General features: G+C 36.8%; 26 protein-coding genes. 25 read left to right on the plus strand and 1 reads right to left on the minus strand.

All coding sequences use genetic code 11. From position 1 onward, the window contains the following. The first annotated feature begins 17 nt into the window (after positions 1-17). Genes EYB29_RS04290 through EYB29_RS04300 form a run of 3 tightly spaced genes read left to right on the plus strand, consistent with a single transcriptional unit; the run spans position 18 to position 2979 of the window. Positions 18-728, plus strand: coding sequence for a response regulator transcription factor (locus EYB29_RS04290; protein ID WP_166626671.1), 711 nt, complete (start codon positions 18-20; stop codon positions 726-728). Further along, entirely contained in the window at positions 725-2419 is a 1695-nt protein-coding gene (locus EYB29_RS04295; protein ID WP_166626672.1) for a HAMP domain-containing sensor histidine kinase, read from the plus strand. The genes EYB29_RS04290 and EYB29_RS04295 overlap by 4 nt, the downstream gene beginning before the upstream one ends. Next, complete coding sequence (locus tag EYB29_RS04300; RefSeq protein ID WP_235678887.1) at positions 2416-2979, plus strand: ECF transporter S component; 564 nt, start codon at positions 2416-2418, stop codon at positions 2977-2979. Before EYB29_RS04295 ends, EYB29_RS04300 begins: the two co-directional genes overlap by 4 nt. A gap of 56 nt (positions 2980-3035) precedes the next feature. Here the strand turns inward: EYB29_RS04300 and EYB29_RS04305 are convergent, their stop codons facing one another. Continuing rightward, positions 3036-3290 (minus strand): ferredoxin, encoded by a 255-nt coding sequence (locus EYB29_RS04305; protein WP_026866339.1) that lies wholly within the window; start codon positions 3288-3290, stop codon positions 3036-3038. Positions 3291-3468: 178 nt separating this feature from the next. On the opposite strand from EYB29_RS04305, the gene EYB29_RS04310 reads away from it, so the two are divergent. From EYB29_RS04310 to EYB29_RS04415, 22 genes are all read left to right on the plus strand, one after another. Further along, the gene (locus EYB29_RS04310) at positions 3469-4557 is read left to right on the plus strand and encodes a LysM peptidoglycan-binding domain-containing protein (protein ID WP_026866338.1); all 1089 of its coding nucleotides are present in this window, start codon (positions 3469-3471) and stop codon (positions 4555-4557) included. Between the two features lie 19 nt (positions 4558-4576). Then, positions 4577-5230, plus strand: a complete 654-nt coding sequence (cmk, locus tag EYB29_RS04315) for a (d)CMP kinase (protein WP_026866337.1) — start codon at positions 4577-4579, stop codon at positions 5228-5230. Then, positions 5231-5812 (plus strand): lysophospholipid acyltransferase family protein, encoded by a 582-nt coding sequence (locus EYB29_RS04320; protein ID WP_166626673.1) that lies wholly within the window; start codon positions 5231-5233, stop codon positions 5810-5812. Positions 5813-5879: 67 nt separating this feature from the next. Further along, the gene (gene rpsA / locus EYB29_RS04325; protein WP_166626674.1) at positions 5880-7127 is read left to right on the plus strand and encodes a 30S ribosomal protein S1; all 1248 of its coding nucleotides are present in this window, start codon (positions 5880-5882) and stop codon (positions 7125-7127) included. 102 nt (positions 7128-7229) lie between these two features. Continuing rightward, on the plus strand, positions 7230-8543 hold the full coding sequence (gene der, locus EYB29_RS04330; protein WP_166626675.1) for a ribosome biogenesis GTPase Der: 1314 nt from the start codon (positions 7230-7232) through the stop codon (positions 8541-8543). An 11-nt stretch (positions 8544-8554) separates the two neighbouring features. Next, positions 8555-9607, plus strand: coding sequence for an NAD(P)H-dependent glycerol-3-phosphate dehydrogenase (locus tag EYB29_RS04335; RefSeq protein WP_166626676.1), 1053 nt, complete (start codon positions 8555-8557; stop codon positions 9605-9607). A gap of 14 nt (positions 9608-9621) precedes the next feature. After that, positions 9622-9828, plus strand: coding sequence for a DUF2768 family protein (locus EYB29_RS04340; RefSeq protein WP_026866332.1), 207 nt, complete (start codon positions 9622-9624; stop codon positions 9826-9828). Next, complete coding sequence (locus EYB29_RS04345; protein ID WP_026866331.1) at positions 9821-10540, plus strand: hypothetical protein; 720 nt, start codon at positions 9821-9823, stop codon at positions 10538-10540. The genes EYB29_RS04340 and EYB29_RS04345 overlap by 8 nt, the downstream gene beginning before the upstream one ends. 116 nt (positions 10541-10656) lie before the next feature. After that, positions 10657-10929 (plus strand): HU family DNA-binding protein, encoded by a 273-nt coding sequence (locus tag EYB29_RS04350; protein ID WP_026866330.1) that lies wholly within the window; start codon positions 10657-10659, stop codon positions 10927-10929. 55 nt (positions 10930-10984) lie between these two features. Next, positions 10985-11491, plus strand: a complete 507-nt coding sequence (locus EYB29_RS04355) for a hypothetical protein (protein ID WP_166626677.1) — start codon at positions 10985-10987, stop codon at positions 11489-11491. Next, positions 11491-12192 (plus strand): demethylmenaquinone methyltransferase, encoded by a 702-nt coding sequence (locus EYB29_RS04360; protein ID WP_026866328.1) that lies wholly within the window; start codon positions 11491-11493, stop codon positions 12190-12192. The genes EYB29_RS04355 and EYB29_RS04360 overlap by 1 nt, the downstream gene beginning before the upstream one ends. After that, positions 12189-13142 (plus strand): polyprenyl synthetase family protein, encoded by a 954-nt coding sequence (locus EYB29_RS04365; RefSeq protein WP_026866327.1) that lies wholly within the window; start codon positions 12189-12191, stop codon positions 13140-13142. Before EYB29_RS04360 ends, EYB29_RS04365 begins: the two co-directional genes overlap by 4 nt. Before the next feature lie 62 nt (positions 13143-13204). Continuing rightward, positions 13205-13651, plus strand: coding sequence for a nucleoside-diphosphate kinase (gene ndk / locus EYB29_RS04370; RefSeq protein WP_026866326.1), 447 nt, complete (start codon positions 13205-13207; stop codon positions 13649-13651). Between the two features lie 76 nt (positions 13652-13727). Continuing rightward, complete coding sequence (gene aroC / locus EYB29_RS04375; protein ID WP_166626678.1) at positions 13728-14894, plus strand: chorismate synthase; 1167 nt, start codon at positions 13728-13730, stop codon at positions 14892-14894. A 1-nt stretch (position 14895) separates the two neighbouring features. Continuing rightward, on the plus strand, positions 14896-15942 hold the full coding sequence (locus EYB29_RS04380; RefSeq protein ID WP_166626679.1) for a 3-dehydroquinate synthase: 1047 nt from the start codon (positions 14896-14898) through the stop codon (positions 15940-15942). After that, the gene (gene aroA, locus EYB29_RS04385) at positions 15939-17228 is read left to right on the plus strand and encodes a 3-phosphoshikimate 1-carboxyvinyltransferase (RefSeq protein WP_026866323.1); all 1290 of its coding nucleotides are present in this window, start codon (positions 15939-15941) and stop codon (positions 17226-17228) included. The genes EYB29_RS04380 and aroA overlap by 4 nt, the downstream gene beginning before the upstream one ends. Position 17229: 1 nt before the next feature. After that, positions 17230-18501, plus strand: coding sequence for a tetratricopeptide repeat protein (locus EYB29_RS04390; RefSeq protein WP_026866322.1), 1272 nt, complete (start codon positions 17230-17232; stop codon positions 18499-18501). After that, positions 18482-18958 carry a YpiB family protein gene (locus EYB29_RS04395; RefSeq protein ID WP_026866321.1) on the plus strand — a complete coding sequence of 159 codons (477 nt, stop codon included), beginning with the start codon at positions 18482-18484 and terminating at the stop codon, positions 18956-18958. Before EYB29_RS04390 ends, EYB29_RS04395 begins: the two co-directional genes overlap by 20 nt. Positions 18959-18963: 5 nt before the next feature. Beyond that, complete coding sequence (locus tag EYB29_RS04400; RefSeq protein WP_166626680.1) at positions 18964-19392, plus strand: DUF2487 family protein; 429 nt, start codon at positions 18964-18966, stop codon at positions 19390-19392. A 144-nt stretch (positions 19393-19536) separates the two neighbouring features. After that, on the plus strand, positions 19537-20037 hold the full coding sequence (locus tag EYB29_RS04405; RefSeq protein ID WP_026866319.1) for a QcrA and Rieske domain-containing protein: 501 nt from the start codon (positions 19537-19539) through the stop codon (positions 20035-20037). 11 nt (positions 20038-20048) lie between these two features. Beyond that, positions 20049-20723 (plus strand): menaquinol-cytochrome c reductase cytochrome b subunit, encoded by a 675-nt coding sequence (gene qcrB, locus EYB29_RS04410; protein WP_026866318.1) that lies wholly within the window; start codon positions 20049-20051, stop codon positions 20721-20723. Positions 20724-20741: 18 nt separating this feature from the next. Next, a complete protein-coding gene (locus EYB29_RS04415; protein ID WP_051220459.1) occupies positions 20742-21542 on the plus strand; it encodes a menaquinol-cytochrome c reductase cytochrome b/c subunit in 801 nt (266 codons plus the stop codon). The last annotated feature ends 5 nt before the right edge of the window (positions 21543-21547 follow it).

The following is a 21547-nucleotide window of genomic DNA, read 5'->3' on the forward strand; positions in this document are numbered from 1 at the left end:
ACGAAAAGAGGGTTACAATGACAGAAAAAATATTGCTTGTTGATGATGAAGAACGGATTAGAAAGTTACTGAACCTATATTTAACAAGAGAAGATTATGAAATAGTTGAAGCTGACAATGGTAAAGATGCCTTGTCAATTGCAATGAATGAAGATTTCCATGTTATCTTATTGGATTTAATGATGCCTGAGATGGATGGAATAGAAGTTGCAAGAGAGCTTCGTAAGGAAAAATCTACACCTATTATTATGCTAACAGCTAAGGGGGAAGAAGCAGATCGTGTTGAAGGTTTAGAAGTCGGTGCTGATGATTACATTGTCAAACCTTTCTCACCACGAGAAGTTGTGCTTAGAGTCAAAGCGATTTTGAGACGTTCTTCAGAAACTGCCTTTATCGAAAAAGATACTTCTGCAAAGGATATTGTCGTCTTTGAACACTTGGTCATCGACAATGATGCACACAGAGTATTAGCTGATAATAAGCGTGTAAACTTAACACCTAAGGAGTATGAACTCCTATTATTCCTGGCTAAAAGTCCAGATAAGGTGTTCAATCGTGAAGAACTGCTTAAAGAAGTTTGGAATTACGATTTCTACGGTGACTTAAGAACTGTAGATACACATGTCAAGAGACTGAGAGAGAAATTGAATAAAGTATCTCCAGAGGCAAGCCAGATGATTCATACAATATGGGGAATCGGCTATAAATTTGAGGTAAACGACAAATGAGTTTTTTCTCCAGTGTCGTAACAAAACTGTGGTTTACTATCTTAATGATAGTGACTACAGTTTTAATTATATTGTCCATCGTTTTAAGTCTTTTTTTTAGAAATTATTCTTTAGATATTACAGAGAGACAATTAGAAAAAGAAGTGAGCCGAGTAGAGAATGTCATCTTAAGTAATCATTCTCTAACCTCACAAGAAACATATTTAGCTGCAGAGGAAAATTTAATCATCTACTCTAATGGTCAGGTTATTACTGGAGACCAATCTACTGCTGAAAACATCTATGAAGAAATCATTAATTCAGACTCTGCAGAAAATACCTTTATTTTTAGAGATGAAGATAATCACGAACTCATGGTAAAAGTTTCTGATCTAAGTCGGTATTTTAATGAAGACACAGCGATCATTATGTTTAGTGATTTAGATGCCTTGAATCAGTCATTCTTTACCGTATTAATGATTATTCTAATTAGTGCAATTACCTTATTCTTGATTACAACCTTCTTTGCATTTTTCTTGATTTCTAGGATTACCAAGCCGCTAATCGCCTTAAAGAACTCAGCTTTTTCTACGGCTACTGGTGAATACAATAATTTAAAAGTAACATCTCGAGATGAAATAGGGGAGTTAACACTCGCATTTAATAAGATGAATGATAATATTAAAAGCACCATTTCAGAGCTGACACATGAGAAAAATTTAAGAGAGAATGTGTTCTCATCACTAACGAATGGTATTCTTTACCTAAATACCAATGCGGAATTAATCTATAGTAATCAGGCAGGATTAAATTATTATAGCCTATTCGAAGAGAATGAGCAGAATGGTTATTTTTCATCCTTAATTAAAGTTGTTGCGAGAGACAATAGACCACATTTAGAACGTCTCGACATAGATGATATGCACTTACAACTTGCTATGTCTCCAGTGGAATCAAACGAGGAACAAAGTGGTGTAACGGTCTTGATTTGGGATATTACAGATGAAATTAACACAGAGAAGATGCGTTCAGAATTTATTTCCAATGTCTCCCATGAATTAAAAACACCAATGGTCATGCTTAGTGGATACTCTGAAGCACTCTTAGATGACATCGTGACTGACCCGGAGGAAGTAAAAGAAATGGTGTCGATTATTAAAGATGAGTCGGACCGCATGAACAAACTCGTAAACGAACTTTTAGTTATAGCGAGAATGGATTCGGACGAAGTCCTTTATGATATTGTCGATCAGGACTTTAAACCACTTCTCGATAAACTACGTCACCGCTTTGACTACGAATTAAAAGAAAAAGAAACTAAACTACTTTTCGATGTTGAAGATGGGCCGATTATTTTCCCACACGATGCAGATAAGATGAATCAAGTACTGACAAATTTATTAGACAATGCCATCCGTTACACTAAAGCTAATGATACGATTACTATTTCTGCAAAACAGAATAGTGAAAACCATGTTACCATCAAGCTATCAGATACGGGAACTGGCATTAAACGTGAAAACATGAAACATATATTTGACCGTTTCTATAAGGTCGATGAAGCACGTACAAGAGGTAAACACGGAACCGGCTTAGGCTTGTATATTGTAAAAAATATCATCGAAAAACACGGTGGTGAAATATCAGTAGAGAGCGATTTCGGAAAAGGTACAACATTTATTATTACCATGCCTAGAACTAGAAGGGATTGATATCAATAGATAGACAACGACTAAGAAAAATCATCAATATTAGTATCCTGAGTGCATTATCATTTATATTAATGCTCATTCAGTTTCCTTTACCATTCCTACCACCATTTCTGATGCTTGATTTGTCAGATATACCTGCCTTTATAGGCTTCATACTTTTTGGTGGTTTAGGCGGCTCATTAATTATTATTATGAAAATTGTGCTGTACAGTTTGCTGGTTGCCAGTGAGCCAATAGGCCCAATTGCGAACCTTTTAGCAGCATTTTCATTTTTACTGCCTGTCTTCTTTTTTTACTACAAGAAGAAAACAGTCAAACGCCTCATTTACGGCTTTGTAACAGGTACTTTAATGCTCATTCTTTCTTTAGCAGTGTTGAACTATTTTGTACTACTCCCTGCTTATGGTCTGATTGTCGATCAAACAGACATCATAAATAACTTAAGAGTGGTCGTTACTGCCGGAATAATTCCATTCAACTTAGTCAAAGGAATTATTTTGAGTATTATATGTTATATCATCTACATTAAGGTGATTCCAGTAATTCAAAAACAAAATTAAGAAAGAAAAAATAAGGATGAGAAATCTTTTGATTTCTCATCCTTATTTAATATTATCTATTCATACTTCAATGGATCACCATCAAATGGTTCTTCTTCAACTTTAATTGAATCTGTCGGACAGCCATCAAATGCATCTTCCATATCTTCCAGAAGATCTTCTGGTACAGCAGTAATGCCTTTATTGTCATCTAAGATAACATAAGCAATACCGTCATCATCATAATCATAAATATCTGGTGCTGCTGCTCCGCAGGCGCCGCATGCGATACAAGTATCTTGGTCAACGATTGTGTATTTCTTAGCGCACATAAAAATTTCACCTCTTAACCTTTACGATTGTTCATTGTTATTTTAAGAGAAAATCAAAAATATATCAATGAACAATAATTGAACATACAACAATACGACTAAAGACTGATAACTCTTTAAATGTTGGTACAAACAATATATAATTAAAATTAGAATTCTGTGACTAGGAGAATGCGGTATGAAAGATGATTTTTATAAAGATATGAACCATAAGCGGGCAGATGAAGAAAAGCCTGACAAGACCGATTCTAAAAATGGTAACAAGGATGGCGAAAGACAAACGCTCAGTCGTAGTGCACGCCACAAAAATAAAGATAATCAAAAAGAAGGAAATCCAAAGAAAAATAATTCTGCAAAAGAAAAAAAGAACAAGAATGAAGATAGCCTCACTGATAAAATTCAGGCTTATTTCAGCTCGGAAAATAATCAAAAGAGAAAAGCTGCTTTTATCGGCACGTTAAAAGGCTATCAAAATCGTATTAAGAACGAGCTTAAAGTGTCAAAAGAAAAATTAGGTGGCATCGGTAACCAAACTAAAGCAAAAGCGAATACTAAAAAGAAAAGTGATAACAATGAAGGTAGAAAATTACCTTGGATTCTCGGTCTCTTAGTATTGATTCCAATTACTTTATTACTCGCATTCTTAATATTTTCTAACTTCTGGCCATCATTAGATGATGAAATTGAGCTCGCAAGTTCTGAATCAGAAGAGACGAATGAAGCCGAAGAAAATAATAACACAGCTGAGTTCAATGCAGAACTTGAAGAACAAAAGAAAGAACATGAAAGACGATTAGCCGAAGGTCGAAATAATACTTCAAGTTCTGAAGACTTAGAAGTCAATTATTCTGAAGAAGAGCTAGAAGCACTCGAAAGTGAATCTAGAAATGCTATTCAAGACAAAGAGTCTGATGAGTCAAGCAGTAACGACCAGGAGAATACAGAAGATAGTAATACTGAAGAAAACTCAAATGAGTCAGAGTCAGCGAGCGAAGATACTCAAACTGAAGATTCAACAAACAATGAGAACCAGACTGAAGCAAATACAGAAGCAAATCAAGAAACAGAAGTAGCCAACCAAGAAACAGAAGAAAATCAGACAACTAATGCCAATGCCTCCCATACAGTAACCACTGAGGATAACCTTTATAGAATTGCCATTCAATACTATGGTGATGGTAGTTCAGAAAACGTTCAGAGAATTAGAGAGGCAAATGGCATAAGTGAAAATGAAATCTCTGTCGGCCAACAATTGATAATACCGTAATATGAAAGTAGGACACAACATGACAACGTTAAGAATAGCCATTGACGGCCCAGCTGCTGCTGGTAAGAGCACGATTGCAAAACGCGTCGCAAAAAAACTAGGGTACCTCTACATTGATACTGGTGCCATGTATCGTGCAGTCACTTTACACACTTTAAAACACGGCGATGATTCAATCGAAAATATTGAAGAAGATGTCACGATAACCTTCGATGAGAATGATGAAGTTTACTTAAATGACGTTAATGTAAGTAAAGAAATTCGATCGAAAGAAGTGACCCAAAATGTTAGCCGAATCTCAAGTTTAGAAAAGGTGAGAACCTATCTTGTAAACATGCAACGTAAGATAAGTGAAAATGCTAACGTCGTTATGGATGGTAGAGATATCGGTACAACAGTACTACCAGATGCAGAAATTAAAGTTTTCATGCAGGCTGATCCAAAAGTGCGTGCAGAAAGACGTTTAAAAGAAGAACAAGTTAGAGGGAACAATGTTAGCCTCGAAACACTCACACAAGAGATTATTACGAGAGATGAAATCGATAGTACTCGAGAAATATCACCACTTGTTAAAGCCGATGATGCGATTGTTTTAGATACGAGCGATTTAACAATTGATGAAGTCGAAAAGTATATTATAGAACTCGTAAACATCAAAATGGAGGCTAGATAAATGTTATACAACATTGCAAAAGTTGTGGTCCATCAATTTTACAAATTCAGATTTAAAGTGAAGGTTATTGGACAAGACAGAGTTCCTCAAAGTGGACCTGTAATGATTTGTTCAAACCATATCAATGATTTCGACCCTCCATTAATCGGTGTAAGTCTTAAAAGAGAGCTATCTTTCTTTGCAAAACAAGAATTGTTTGACTTACCCGTAATCGGGAAGATTTTCCCTAAATTCAATGCCATTCCTGTATCAAGAGGAAAGAGTGATCGCGCTGCATTAAAAACTTCAATTAAGGCATTAGAAGATGGTCGTTGTCTTTTAATATTCCCTGAGGGTCATCGTAATAAAGGGGATAAGACTCAATTACAGCCTTTACAAGAAGGTGCAAGCTTTATTGCTTCAAAATCAGAAGCACCTATAGTACCATGTGTCATTAAAGGAAGCTATAATAAAAAAGAAGGTGTCACGGTCATTTTTGGTAAACCGATTGACACTAAAGCATTTTTAGAAGAAGGCAATAATCGTAAAGATTTAACTTTGAAAATAGAAAATCAGCTAAAGAATTTACTATTTTCAGAATAATCACTTGACAAAACGATCGAATTATAAGAAGTTAAATATATATTGTAAAGTAATTGGAGGCAAGCACATGGCGACAGAAGACATTAAGAACGAAGATTCAAACATCGAAGAAACTCAGGTTAATGATGCACCAGACAACAACGATGATTTACAGAATGATATTGAGACTGCAGATGGTCCATTCGCAGTCGGTGATGAAGTAACTGGTACTATCTCTAGCATCGAAGATAAGTTTGTCAAAGTTCAGGTGGATAATTCTGACTACGAAGGCATTATTCCAATTAGTCAGCTTACAAATAAACGCATCGAACATCCAAACGATATCATCGCTTTAGATGATCAAGTTACAGCAGTAGTAATCAAAGTGGAAAACGATGCTAAAAACATCATTGTTTCAATTAGAAAACTTGATGAACAAAAGGCATATGATGAATTAAAACAAAAACAAGCAGATGACGAGACACTTCAAGGTACTGTAGTAGAAGCAGTTAAAGCTGGTTTAGTATTAGACGTAGGTGTTAGAGGATTTATCCCTGCATCACTATTGTCTGATGAGTACGTTGAAGATTTAGAACAGTTCACTGGTCAAGTCTTAGATGTTAAAGTTGAAGATATTGACCAAGAGAAGAACAGAGTCATCTTAAATAGAAAACGCATTGTTGAAGGTGAAAAATCAAAACAACGCCAAGCTGAGTTAGAAGATTTAGAAATTGGCAGTATTATTGACGGAGAAGTCGTACGTACAACCTCATTCGGTGCTTTCATTAACATCGGTAACGTAGATGGCCTTGCTCACATTTCTGAGCTAAGCTATAGCCGTGTTGAAAGTGTTGAAGATGCAGTTGAAATCGGTCAAAAAGTTAAAGTTAAAGTACTTGACGTTAATCCAGATGAAGAGCGTATAAGCTTATCCCTTAAACAAGCTGGAGAGTCACCGTTTGATACATTCATCGATAACCACGATGTGGGAGATACATTGAGTGGAACAGTTAAACGCCTTGTTGATTTTGGTGCATTTGTTGAGGTTGAAGCTGGTGTTGAAGGTCTTGTACATATTTCAGAGATCTCATATGACCACGTCAACGTACCACAAGATGTCCTAAAAGAAGAGCAGGAAATTGAAGTTAAAATTATTGGCTTAGATAAGGATAATGAAAAAATCTCACTTTCTATTAAGGCATTAGAGGAAGCACCTGCTAAACCTAAACAAGCTAGAAAAGAAGAGAATACTCAAGTTTATACTGACGATGACGAAGATGATGCACCAACACTTGGTGATGTTTTTGGCGATCGATTCAAAAATTTAGACTTATAATAAGTAGATTAATAAAATTTTGTTCTATGACTAAAGGGCGATGTTACTATCGCTCTTTATTTTATTTGTGTTAAAATAAATGTGCATACAGGGAGGGTAACAATGTATAAACCAACAATCGCAGTAGTGGGTAAACCAAACGTGGGGAAATCCACGCTTTTTAATAGAATTATCGGTGAAAGAAAAGCTATAGTTGAAGATTCACCAGGGGTCACAAGGGACCGATTATATGCAGAAGGTGAGTGGTTAAACCATACCTTTAACTTAATCGATACTGGTGGAATTGAAATTAAAGATGAACCTTTCCAACAACAAATTAAAATGCAGGCTGAAATCGCAATATTAGAAGCAGACGTTATCATGATGGTCGTCGATGGACGTGAGACTGTGAGTAACGATGACCTGTTCGTCGCTAGGATTCTACAAAAATCTAATAAACCTGTTGTTTTAGTCGTTAATAAAATTGATAACTTTGAAATGAGAAATGAAATCTATGAATTTTATCAACTCGGCTTAGGCGATCCATGGCCTGTTTCAGGCAGTCATGGCCTAGGCTTAGGTGATGCATTGGACGAAGTTGTTAAACACTTTAAAGATATTGAAGCTGAATTAGAAGAAGATACTTCAATAAAAGTGTCACTAATTGGTCGGCCAAACGTCGGTAAATCTAGTCTTGTAAATGCTATCCTAGGTGAAGAGCGCGTCATTGTTTCTGATATTGCAGGTACTACAAGAGATGCTGTTGATACCCAATATACTTATGAAGATGAAGAATATACACTTATTGACACTGCAGGTATGAGAAAGCGCGGTAAAGTCTATGAGGCGACTGAAAAATATTCTGTCTTAAGAGCGAGCCGTGCCATTGAACGTTCAGATCTTGTACTTGTTGTTTTAAATGGTGAAGAGGGTATTCGTGAGCAAGATAAGAGAATTGCTGGCCTGGCACACGAAGCAGGTAAGGCCATTGTCATTGTAGTTAATAAATGGGATGCAGTTGAAAAAGATGAAAAAACTATGCGTGAGTTTGAACTGGATATTAAGGATAACTTCCAATACTTAGACTATGCACCTATTACTTTTGTTTCTGCGATGACTAAAGTCAGATTGAAGACCTTATTCCCACTTATCAAGGAAGCATATGATCAGAGTATAAAACGCGTTCAATCAAGTACATTAAATGAGGTACTTGTTGATAGTGTCAGCATGAATCCAACACCAACAGATTCAGCTGGTCGCCGTTTAAGTATTTACTACGGTACACAGGTTAGTGTTAAACCACCGACCTTCGTATTATTTGTTAACGATACTGAACTGATGCATTTTAGCTACCGTCGTTATATTGAAAACCAATTAAGAAAAGCATTTGGTTTTAAAGGAACGCCGATACACATCATCAGTCGTAGAAGAAATTAGGAGGTTTTCACATGAACATATCGGTTATTGGAACAGGTAGTTTCGGCACAAGCCTCGCAATCGTACTAAATGACAACAAACATGATGTTTTAATGTACGGTAGAAATGAAGCGACCGTTCAGGAAATCAATGACTTAAAGACCAATGAGAAATATTTAAAAAATATTCAACTCGATAATGGTATCCAAGCGACAACCTCACTAAGTGATGCGGTTGAACACTGTGAAATTATCGTTTTAGCAGTACCTGTAATTGCCATGAGAAAAATGGCGACTGACATTCATGAACTTCTAAAATCATTTAATAAACGTATCTTAGTTGTCCATGTAGCAAAAGGACTTGAATTAGATACTTATAAACGTGTTTCTGAAGTACTAACAGAAGTGTTCGATGACTCGACTGTGTCCGACATCGGTGTACTTAGTGGACCTAGCCATGCTGAAGAAGTAGCAGAAAAGCAACCGACAACTGTCAGTGTTGCCTCAGTTAATTCTACTGGTGCAGAGCTACTTCAAGATGTCTTTATGACTGAATACTTTAGGGTCTATGTCAACCACGATCTAATCGGTGTAGAAATCGGTGGTGCCTTAAAAAATATCGTTGCCTTAGCAGTTGGCGCCTTATCTGGCTATGGTTTTGGGGACAATCCAAAGGCAGCTGTAATTACACGTGGCTTACACGAAATTGCACGTCTTGGCACAAAATTAGGTGCGAATCCATTAACTTTCTTAGGCCTTACAGGTATGGGAGATCTAATTGTTACAGCAACCAGTCAACATTCTAGAAATTACCGCTGTGGTCAAATGTTGGCAAGTGGCTTAACTCTAGAGGAAGCGACTAAGAAAATGGGCATGGTTGTTGAAGGCGTCAACACAACTAGAGCCGCTCATGAACTTGCAATTGCTGAAGATATCGAGATGCCGATAACGACGACCTTATACGGCTATCTCTTTGATGGTATCAGTGAAGATGAAGCTTTTGCTGCATTAATGCAAAGAGAGAAGACATCTGAATCTGAAGGATTGAAACAATTATTAGAAAATCAGATTAAAAATAGTAAATAGGTTGAGGTATAAATATGTTTGATATTTCCAGGATGGATTTAATGTGGGTGTCCTTTGTCTCAATGGGCTTCATGGCACTAGCAGCAGTTTTGATCTACTTATCAAGATTTGTCATCACCATTCGCTTTATAAGTGTAATCGTTTCTATTATTGCGTGGCTCATTCTCATACTTGCATTCTTACTTATGATTCTTGTCATTGGGGGATCGTCCCATGCGTAAGTTCGGCTATATTTTCACATTAACTATTGCGCTCTTTGTTTTAACAGGTTGTTTGTATCCTGAAGAAGAGAGAGCAGGTCATAATATACCACCAGAAGCCGATATACAAAACGTTCAAAGTGCGGTAGAGAACTTCAGTGAGAATGAAGGCGGGGTACTACCTATACAAACAAAATCTGATACAGCAGAATATCTTGAATATCAGATTGATTTCAATAGTATAGTTCCGGAATACTTAAGTGATATCCCCACAACTGCATATGAGAATGGGGGTAATTTCCAATATGTAATTTTAGATGCTGAAGAGAACCCAACAGTTAAACTTGCAGATCTTGCCTTAATAGAGGAGCTACGTTCTTTATCTCTAAGAATCAATGGTATGGGTGAACATGTAGAACTCGGTGAACAGGTTGGACCAAACGTCTATCAGCTCGATTTAGACTTTTATAATTTGCAGGAAAACCCAACAGTAATCAGCCCCTATACAGGTGAGGAATTAAATGTATACTACAGTGGGGGACAAGAGTTTGTAATCGATTATCGCCCCGATTTAGATAAGATGATAGAAAATGAAAACTTAGACTTTGAAACAGGCGATGACATCAGAGAAATCCTATATGAATATACACCAATAGTGCCGATTTATTCGCCAGAAATGACTGTCGATGAAAACAACGAGGCTATTTTCATGACAAGTGTTCATAAAAACTGATTTCTCGGTGTCTTTTACAGGAAAAATAACTTAAATGCGTTGCAGTCACTAGTGTCGTATGGTAAAGTCAAAACATAATGATAAAATCATTATACAGATTATAGGAGGTCTATCAGATGAATAAGACAGATTTAATCAACGCTGTCAGCGATAAAGCTGATTTGACGAAAAAAGAAGCAGGAGCTGCTGTAGACGCAGTCTTCGAATCAATTCAAGGTTCACTTTCTAAAGGTGAAAAAGTACAATTAATTGGATTCGGTAACTTTGAAGTACGTGAACGTGCTGCAAGAAAAGGCCGTAACCCACAGTCTGGTGAAGAAATTGAAATTCCAGCATCAAAAGTACCTGCATTTAAAGCTGGTAAAGCACTTAAAGACGCAGTTAAATAATTCCATTTACTAGGCCTAACGCGAGTTAGGTCTATTCATTTATAAGGTGATATTTATGAAATATTTAAAGGAACAGCAAAATGACTATAAGACGCTGTCCGATCTCGTCAAAGCACTCGAAGCGAACGAAATCACAGACTTCTTTATCGACGATAATAATATTATCGGTGAAACATATATCGCTGAAGCTGTCCTCTTATTTACATACGCATTAAATACGCTCGATATTATACCAGATAACCAAGCACGAGAGAAACATGTTTTGATGGGTGATTATTATTTTTCTGAATTCTATTTCGCCTTATCACAGGGTGGTCACATGGACATCGTTTACGATATGGTCACGATATCAAAGGACCTTGCCTCAAAAAAATCTGATATCTATGCAAATACAAGAATGATTGATGAACATGAATTAAAATATCTGTTGTTTGCACCGCTTTTCTATTTAATAGATAATGGTTATGTCTCATCAACGCTTTATCAGGTGATAGATAAATATTATAAATCACTCGATAAGACTGCATTAACATACATAACAAATATTAAAGGTGAAGACTAATGCAAAATGAAAACAGAATTCAAAATATATTTAATACAATCTCTGATGACTACGATCACATGAATGACGTCATAAGTTTTAATCAACATAACATTTGGAGAAACAAAACAAATAAGGAGATTTTCGTTAAAGACAATCAACAAGTTCTTGACCTTTGCTGTGGTACTGGCGACTGGACAATCCAACTTGCAGAAAATCCTAATGCCAATGTCATCGGCCTTGATTTTAGTGAAAATATGCTGAGAGTTGCTGATGAAAAAACAGCTCAGTTTAATAATATTTCTCTTGTTCAAGGTGATGCCTTAAATCTACCTTACGAAGATAATAGTTTTGATATCATCACTATCGGTTTTGGACTCCGTAATCTCCCGGATTATGCAGTTGGTATTAAAGAATTTTACCGAGTGTTAAAACCGGGTGGTCAGCTCGTTATTTTAGAAACTTCTAATCCTGAGAATGCCTTTATGAACTTTGGCTTTAATATATACTTTGGTAAGATTATGCCATTCCTTGGCCAGAAAATTGCTGGAAGTGGTAAGGAATATGAATGGTTATACGAGTCTACGAGTCAATTTTTAACAAAAGCTCAATTAAAAGACATGCTCTTTGATAGTGGTTACATCAGTGTTAAAGTAATCCCTCATACATTTGGCACTGCCGCAACCCACATCGGATATAAACCTTTGGGTGAAGACGAGTGAAAAGTTTAAGGAAGTTCATGTCTGATGAGCTGTCTCAAATTAAAAAGATTGTAAAGAAAGAGCTTGAGCCTAATGGAATCTTAGTCAACGATCAAAGCTTTGAATTGTTTAATTCTGGGGGCAAAAAACTCAGACCCTTATTTACAATTCTATCAGGACAACTTGGCGATGCAGATGCATATAGTGATGTTTTAAAAACCGGGGCAAGTTTAGAATTACTTCATATGGCGAGCCTTGTTCATGATGACATTATTGATGATAGCGCCTTACGCCGAGGTAAACCGACGGTCTATCATAATCACGGCTATTTCCAGGCGGTCAATACAGGAAACTATTTGTTATCTTCTGCCTTACAACTTGTTGCGAGAATTGAGAGCTCAAAATTTCATGAAACATATTCCACAGGAATTCGAGAAATTGTTAGAGGGGAACTGATTCAATTTGATAGTCAGTTCGATGCTTATCAAACCTTAGATGAATATTATAAAAAAATATATCGAAAGACTGCCTTATTAATCGTACTCAGTATTGAACTTGGTGCCTATGCAGGTAAGGTTGATGATGAGACGATTTCAAAACTCGTCACATACGGCTACCATATCGGTATGAGCTTTCAAATTACTGATGATTGTCTAGACTTTACAGGATCTAGTAAGGTGCTCGGTAAACCGCGTTTTGCTGATATTAAAAATGGTCATTATACTTTACCAGTCTTACTTTTAAGAGACAGTGATCCCACCTTTAAGTCGATGCTCGAATCATATTCCAACTATAAGACTGATGACAATAAATTAATAAACTATCTATTAGAAACAGATGCCATAAACAAGGCCTTAGATATTAGTCATGATCACATTACCCAAGCTACAGAGGCTGTTGCTGAGATTGAGACTCCAATTAAGGAATATTTTTTAGAAATCGCAGATATGTTAAAAAATAGGCGTAATTAGTTTGTAAACCGCCTATAGATAGTGATAAAATAAGACGAAAACATTTTTAAGGAGCTATTATAATGGAAAAAACATTTCTTATGATTAAACCTGATGGTGTCCAAAGAAACCTAATCGGACCTATCGTTGAAAGACTTGAAAACAAAGGCTTTAAAATCGTTGGTGCTAAATTAATGCAAGTATCTGATGAGCTTGCTAAAACACACTACGGTGAACACAGCGAAAGACCTTTCTTTGGTGAGTTAGTAGACTTCATCACTTCTGGTCCTGTATTTGCTATGGTACTTGAAGGCGAGAACGTCATTAAAACAGCACGTTTAGTTGTTGGTTCAACTAATCCACAAGAAGCAGCACCCGGTACTATCCGTGGCGACTTCGGTTTAACTGTAGGAAAAAACATCATACACGGTTCAGATTCACCAGAAAGTGCAGAAAGAGAAATCAATCTATTCTTTGACCAATCTGAATTAGTTGATTACAACCTATCTAATAGCGCTTGGATTTACTAAAATGATCAATCGGACTGGGTAAGAAATTACTCAGTCTTTTTTTCATATACAAAAAAAATTAACAGAGGTGCTTACTATGAGATTTTTAACTTCAGGTGAATCACACGGTCCTAAGGTCAGCGCTATAGTCGAGGGCTTTCCGTCCAATCTTCCAATTGATAAGGACCGCATGCAAGAGGAACTTTTTAAACGCCAAGGTGGGTACGGTAGAGGTCGTCGCATGCAAATTGAAAAGGATACCTTCCAGTTTGGTGCAGGTATAAGACATGGTAAAACACTCGGCAGTCCCATCATGTTGGAGATCAATAACGATGACTTTAAACATTGGGTCAACATCATGGGTGCAGAACCTATTTCAGAAGATGAAGAAAAAGAAATGAAGCGTGTTATAACAAAACCTCGCCCAGGTCATGCAGACTTAGTCGGTGGCATGAAGTATAACCATCGTGATCTTAGAAATATACTCGAGCGCTCTTCAGCAAGAGAGACGACAGCACGCGTAGCTGTTGGTGCACTATGTAAGGAACTCTTACACAGTCTAGATATTAAAATTACTTCTCGTGTGACACAGATTGGTAAAGTAATAGATGAAGGCTCTTATGACTTCGATACAATTGTAGAAAACACTAATAGCTCCAGTGTACGTATGGTATCGACAGATGTCGTTAAAGCCGCAGAAGAGACAATTGATCTTGCCAAGAAAAACGGGGATACAATCGGCGGAGTAGTAGAAGTTATCGTTGAAAACCCACCAGCTGGACTCGGCTCTCATGTACACTATGACCGTAAATTAGATGCAAAAATTGCCCGTTCTATTGTTAGTATTAACGCCTTTAAAGGTGTGGAATTTGGCATGGGCTTTAAAATGGCCTCTACACCTGGCTCACAAGTTCAAGATGAAATTAAATATTCTACAGAAGAAGGATATTACAGAAGTAGTAATAATCTTGGCGGCTTTGAAGGCGGTATGACAACAGGTATGCCAATCGTAGTTAGAGGTGTTATGAAACCAATCCCTACACTTTATAAGCCTTTAATGAGCGTGGATATTGAGACGAAAGAAGCATTTACTGCAACGATTGAACGTAGTGATCCAAGTGCTGTACCAGCAGCATCAATAGTCGCAGAACATATGGTTGCGATTGAAGTAGCTGATGCCATACTAGAAAAATTCCCAAGTGATGATTTTTCTGAGTTAAAAGCTGCCTTAAGTGACTATCAAAAACGCTTAAGAGAATTTTAATATGGATATCATTACAACGTATCCAACAAATAACTACCCAATTTATGTTGAACGCGGTGTCTTAGATACTCATTTAGAATCTTTGACTAATCAATACGAATCGGTGTTTTATATCATCGATGAGAACGTCTATTCACTATATAAAAATAGTAAATTAAAAAATATCAAGCACCCTATAACTGTCACTGGAGGAGAATCGTTTAAATACGCTTCTCCTTTAATGGAAACAGTAGAGCTTTTATTAGAGAGAGATATTAAGAGAAATTCTCTACTTGTCGTTATCGGTGGTGGGGCAACTGGAGATGCAGGCGGATTTATTGCAAGTATGGTCCTCCGTGGTGTAGATTACATTCACGTTCCAACAACACTGCTCGCTCACGATTCTGCAATTGGTGGTAAGACGGCCATTAATTCTAAACACGGTAAAAACTTAATCGGTGCATTTTATCGACCTAAGGCTGTCATTTACGACTTAGAATTTTTAGATTCATTAAGTGAAAGTGAAAAATTAAGTGGCTTTGGTGAAGTATTTAAACATGCATTGTTAAGTTCAGAAGCTGATGCGAACCAATTAATGCTTGATACGAAAGATGAGATTCGAGTAGAGACTTTAACCCCTTATATTATTCAGGGTATTCAAACTAAGATGCAATTTGTGATTGAAGATGAGCATGAGAGCGGTAGGAGAAAGTTTTTAAACCTTGGTCATACACTTGGACATGCCTTAGAATATAGCTACAAAATTCCACACGGGCAAGCAGTCATGCTTGGTATAATTGTGAGTCTCCATCTCTCAAACAAAGTTCATAATACGCAATTTGATTTAGATGCTTATTATAGCTATATGAAGTATCATGGCTATCCAGTCCATCTTCTAAAAGAAATGGACATTGATGTTATGCTAAAATTAATTGAAAAAGATAAAAAGAACCATCTCTCAGGTGTAATCAGTTACGTATTATTTAATCAGGATTCACAACTTGTTGTGACAGATTTAAAGATAGAGACCTTAAAAGAATACTTATTAGAGTTAAGGGAGTGCCTATGAAACAACTTTTAAATAGTAAGTTTACCGGTAACATTACTGTTCCAGGAGATAAGTCGATTACCCATCGCGCTTTGATGTTAGGTGCTTTAGCAGAGGGAACAACCTTTATAAAATCCCCTCTGATTAGTGCGGATACTTTAAGAACTTTTGAAAACATGAGACAACTTGGCGCTGACGTTAAGAGAATCGGAGCTGACTTTGAAGTGACTTCTAGTGGTCATCAATCGCTTCAATCTCCATCAGATATTCTTTACACAGGAAACAGCGGTACAACGACACGTCTTTTAACTGGCTTAGTCGCAGGATTAGAACAGATTAATGCAGTGATTGAGGGTGATGAAACGATTGCTAAACGCCCCATGGATAGGGTAGTCATCCCGCTAAGTGAAATGGGTGCAAAGATCAACTTAAAAGAAGATAAGTTCCCACCGATTTCAATTCAACCAGCTAAAATCAAACCGCTTGAATATCATATGCCGATTGCCTCAGCACAAGTTAAAAGTGCCATCTTATTCACTGGGCTTTTTCAAGAAGGTCAAACAATTATTCACGAAACGCATCCATCAAGAAATCATTCTGAAATAATGATGGCACAATTTGGTGCTGACATTAATGTAGCAGATAAGACCGTAGTACTAAATGGAGGGCAAGCACTGACATCATCCGATGTCGTTGTTCCAGGAGATATTTCTTCAGCTGCCTTCATCATCGTCCTCGGCTTGATTACACCAGGTGCTGATATTACTATTAATAACGTATCCTTAAATGATACTCGAGCGGGAATTATTGATGTTGTGAAAACCATGGGCGCTAATATTACGATTGATGAGAAAACGACAGATGGAGAAGCTTTTGGCGACATTCATGTCAAATACACAAAAAATCTTAAACCATTCTCTATTGATGGCGAAATTATCCCACGTCTAATTGATGAGATTCCAATCTTAGCGGTACTTGCTGCATTTACTAATGGGACGTCAACCGTTAGAGATGCAGAAGAACTTCGCTATAAAGAAACTGACAGAATTAGTGCTGTTGAAGATGAATTGAAGAAGTTTGGTGTTGACATTAACACTTTTGAAGACGGTTTTGAAGTCAATCCAGGCTATGGCTCAGTCACAGCAAACGAAATCTTTAAGGGTTATCATGACCATAGAATTATAATGATGCTGATCATTATGGCCATTGCAACGAATCAAGAAATCAACATTGATGATATCAGTGCCATAGATGTGTCATTCCCAAGCTTCCTTGAAGACCTTAATAGTTTACGAGAGGATCGATAATATGCACGAAGAAATTCTTCAAATAATCGATAAACTTAGACAGGGAACATACCCTGAAAGTGATTTAAACAATATTTTAAATAGTCTAGACCAATTTCACTCAGATGAGTCTTTAGAAGCACTCTTTGTTTTGGGAGATGCATTACAAAATGCAGGTTTAGAATATCAAGCAAGACAGATTTTCCTACATTTAAATAATAACGTAGACCATGACGATTACGTCATTTCATATATCGTTGAATCTTATATCAGTGAAGGGCGCCTTGATGATGCCCTTGAACTGATTAACTCTAGCCCTGAAACGCCAACAGTACTAATGTTGAAGTCAGAAATCTTTCAACAGATGAACTTAAACGACGTCGCATTAAGATTGTTATTTGAGGCAAAAAATATGTCTGATGACATCATTATCGACTTTGCAATTGCCGAGTTATACTACTCAAATGGTGACCTTGAGGAAGCAGTCAGATTTTATGAAGATGTTTTAAACGAAGGGCTCGAGGAAGTAAATGGTATATTACTTGGTTTAAGATTAGCGGATATCAACGTCAATCTTTTAAACTTTGAAGATGCACGTGCATATTTCGATAGTATTTCAGAAGATCATTATTCAAATGAAGACTTCTACAAAAAAGCCTTACTCGAATATAATTTAAAAGATTACGATGCAGCTAAAAGCTTACTTGAAAAAGTACTCGACAATGAACCGTACTTTATCAATGCCTATATTTTACTCATGAACATCTATGAAACTGAACATAATTTAGAAGACGCGACAGAAACACTTTTAACCTATCTTAAAGAAAATGATAAAAACTCGCTTATTTACTTCCATCTTGGTCGCTTGTACTTTAGACAAAACCAAGCGGACAAAGCCATTGAACATTTCAGAATCGCAACTGAACTGGATGAAGACTACGATGATGCATATCTAATGCTCTTTGAAAGTATTTTAAAAACAGGTGAAACAGACACAATCGATGACTATGTTAAACATTTAGACATCAATGCCCTAAGTGGTGAATCGATTTACTTACTTGCTAAAATAGAAGCAGAAAATGAAAATGACAGTCAAGCCTTAAAATACTACAAGGATGCCCAAGCACTGTTAGATGATTCTCTTGAATTCTATGTAGATTATTACTATTACTTAAGAGAAATTAATCATCCAGACAAAAAACAAATCCTAGAGAAACTGATGCAACTAGAACCTGACAATCCGGACTGGCAGATGGATTATGAGCAGATAGCAGGTGAGGAAGACGAGCTTTAAAAAAGATTTTATTAACTATTGTCTCTATAACTATGATTTTAAGGACCATACTGCAGTTTGGATCTTAAATTTTATTAAATCTCACCCACTGATTACCCATAATATTTCCTTTACGGATTCTTCTATACGTAGAAAGTTAAGGATTGCAGAAAAAAATGTAAATAGACCAACCTTAATGTTCGAAAAAGACGGTATCATCACAGACAATGGTGAGACAATCTTCCATGAATTGAACTTGAACAAAACTGACGGTCTTTATTTAGAATTCATACTCTCAACAGATGATATTCGCTATAATCAAATTCGGTCTGAAGAACTAACAAAAAATGATGAGATTCTTCAAGAAGATATAAAGGAACTCGAACATTTAATCGACCAAGCCTTATTATCTAAAGATGAAGTTAGATTTTATGAACTGACAGATGAGCTACAAAAATTAACAAAAGAAAGAGGGTAGTCAGTGTGTTATTTAATACACAGGATCTTCGCGTTTTAAAGGATGAAATTGAGTTTATCGATACTGCAATTGTGCCAGTGGTAAGCATTGCTTTTGATAATGAAGTTCTCACACATGCTAATAATTTAGAACTCATGCAATTAATATCCATCCAGTTAGAAAAACAGCTGAAGGGTAGATTGATGATTACACCTGCTTTTACAACTGTAACAGATGACCATACGAGCCTTATTGCTTACAAAGATCAATTAAAAGCATATGGCTTTAAAAATGTGGTGAGCATTGCTTATCAAGATATTGAGTTAGATGGTTTGGATCACATTAGGGTTAATAGTATTCCAATAAGCGATATGGATAATGAAATGAAAATTTCAATAATCAATGACGAAGTAAAATCTGTTATCAAGCAAATTATTGGTATATGGAATCAATAATTAGAAGTATTATTACACAATCTATTTATTAGATGTGTCAATTCTTTGAAAACCATATTGACCAGTCAGTTTTAATAAGCTAAAATTGAAATGTCCTAGTTATATTATTTGTAAAAGTATGTGCGTTTGAGGGGGGAAAGACTAATGTCGCAAAAAGTAACAAGACGCCAGTTTTTGAACTATTCTCTAATGGGTGTGGGTTCATTTATGGCTGCAGGAATGATTCTTCCAATGGGTCGTTTTGCTCTAGATCCACTATTTAAAGAATCATCTGCAAGTGACATGATTGCAACAAGTGTAAAAGTTGCTGACATCACCGAAGAACCAGTCAGTGTAGACTTCACATTCGAGCAAACAGATGGCTGGTATGTGAGTGAAGTTACAGACTTCGCTTGGGTTTACAAAGAAGGCGATGAGATTATCGCGCTATCACCGGTTTGTAAGCACTTGGGTTGTACTGTATCATGGGCAAGCGATGCAAGTAATCCAGAGCGTTTCTTCTGTCCATGTCACAACGGGCTCTATGAGAAAAATGGTGAGAATGTACCAGGTACACCACCACGTGGGCCTTTAGATATGTACGAAGTTGGAGAATCTGACGGATTCTTAACTATCGGTGCAATTAAAGAAAATGAATTAGTATAGGAGGGTAATTGATGCTGAATCGTATTTATGATTGGATTGATGACAGAATTGACATCACACCAATTTGGAGAGACGTAGCAGATCACGAAGTGCCTGAGCATGTTAACCCTGCCTATCACTTCTCAGCTTTCGTCTATTGTTTTGGTGGTTTAACGTTCTTCATTACAGTAATCCAGATCTTGTCTGGAATGTTCTTAACAATGTACTATGTACCAGATATCATTAACGCTTGGAACTCTGTTTACTTCCTACAACAGGATGTTGCAGCTGGTGTTATTGTCAGAGGTATGCACCACTGGGGTGCAAGCTTGGTCGTAGTAATGATGTTCCTACATACTCTAAGAGTATTCTTTACAGGTGCATACAAGTCACCACGTGAATTAAACTGGGTTGTCGGTGTACTGTTATTCGCAGTTATGCTTGGCCTTGCGTTCACAGGTTACTTATTACCATGGGATATGAAAGCTCTATTCGCTACTAAAGTAGGTTTAGATATCGCTGAAAGTGTTCCGTTTATCGGTGAGTGGATTAAGACTCTACTTGCAGGTGATGCGACAATTATCGGTGCTCAAACACTGACTAGATTCTTTGCTATCCACGTGTTCTTCCTGCCTGCTGCGCTATTTGTATTAATGGCTATTCACTTTATCTTAATACGTAGACAAGGTATTGCAGGACCACTATAAGAAGGAGGGGGACTATTTATGAAACACGGTAAAGGTCTAACTTTTGTAGGTGATTCACGTGTACAAAAGTATGACAAACCAAAATTAAATCGTGATTATTCAGAATTCCCTGGTCGTACAGAGGAATTCTACCCAGACTTCCTTCTTAAAGAATGGATGGCTGGTGCAGTATTCTTAATCGGTTTCCTATGCTTAACGGTTGCACACCCTGCACCATTAGAGCGCATGGCAGACCCAACTGATACAGGTTATATTCCGCTACCTGACTGGTATTTCCTTTTCCTCTATCAGATTTTAAAATACACTTATGCGTCTGGTCCATTTAACGTAGTAGGTGCGATTATCATTCCTGGTATCGCATTCGGTGCTCTATTACTTGCACCATGGCTTGACGGTAAGAAAGAACGTCACTGGAAAAAACGTCCAGTTGCTACAGGTATGATGCTCATAGCTGTAGGTATTATCTTCTACACAACTTGGGAATCAGTTGCTTACCATGATTGGGAACAACAAAACCAACAAGGTCAGATTGTTTTCTCTAACTTAGATGCAGAAGATCCTGTCTTCAATGACTTAATCCGTACAAACTGTACAAGTTGTCACGGTGGGGAACTTGCTGGTGGATCAGGCCCGAACTTAATTGAACCTGATTTACAACCTGAAATGGTTGAAGCTTTTGTTAGAAGTGGTAGTGGTGAAATGCCTGCCTTTGAAGGTCAATTAACAGACGAAGAAATCACTGCGATTTCTGAATATGTTGCTGGACTTGAACTAACAAGTAAAGACGAAGCAAGCAATGTTGAAGAATCAGCTGAATAATACAA

Origin of the sequence: Jeotgalicoccus sp. S0W5 (assembly GCF_011634875.1) — a bacterium.
Lineage (GTDB): Bacteria > Bacillota > Bacilli > Staphylococcales > Salinicoccaceae > Jeotgalicoccus > Jeotgalicoccus marinus.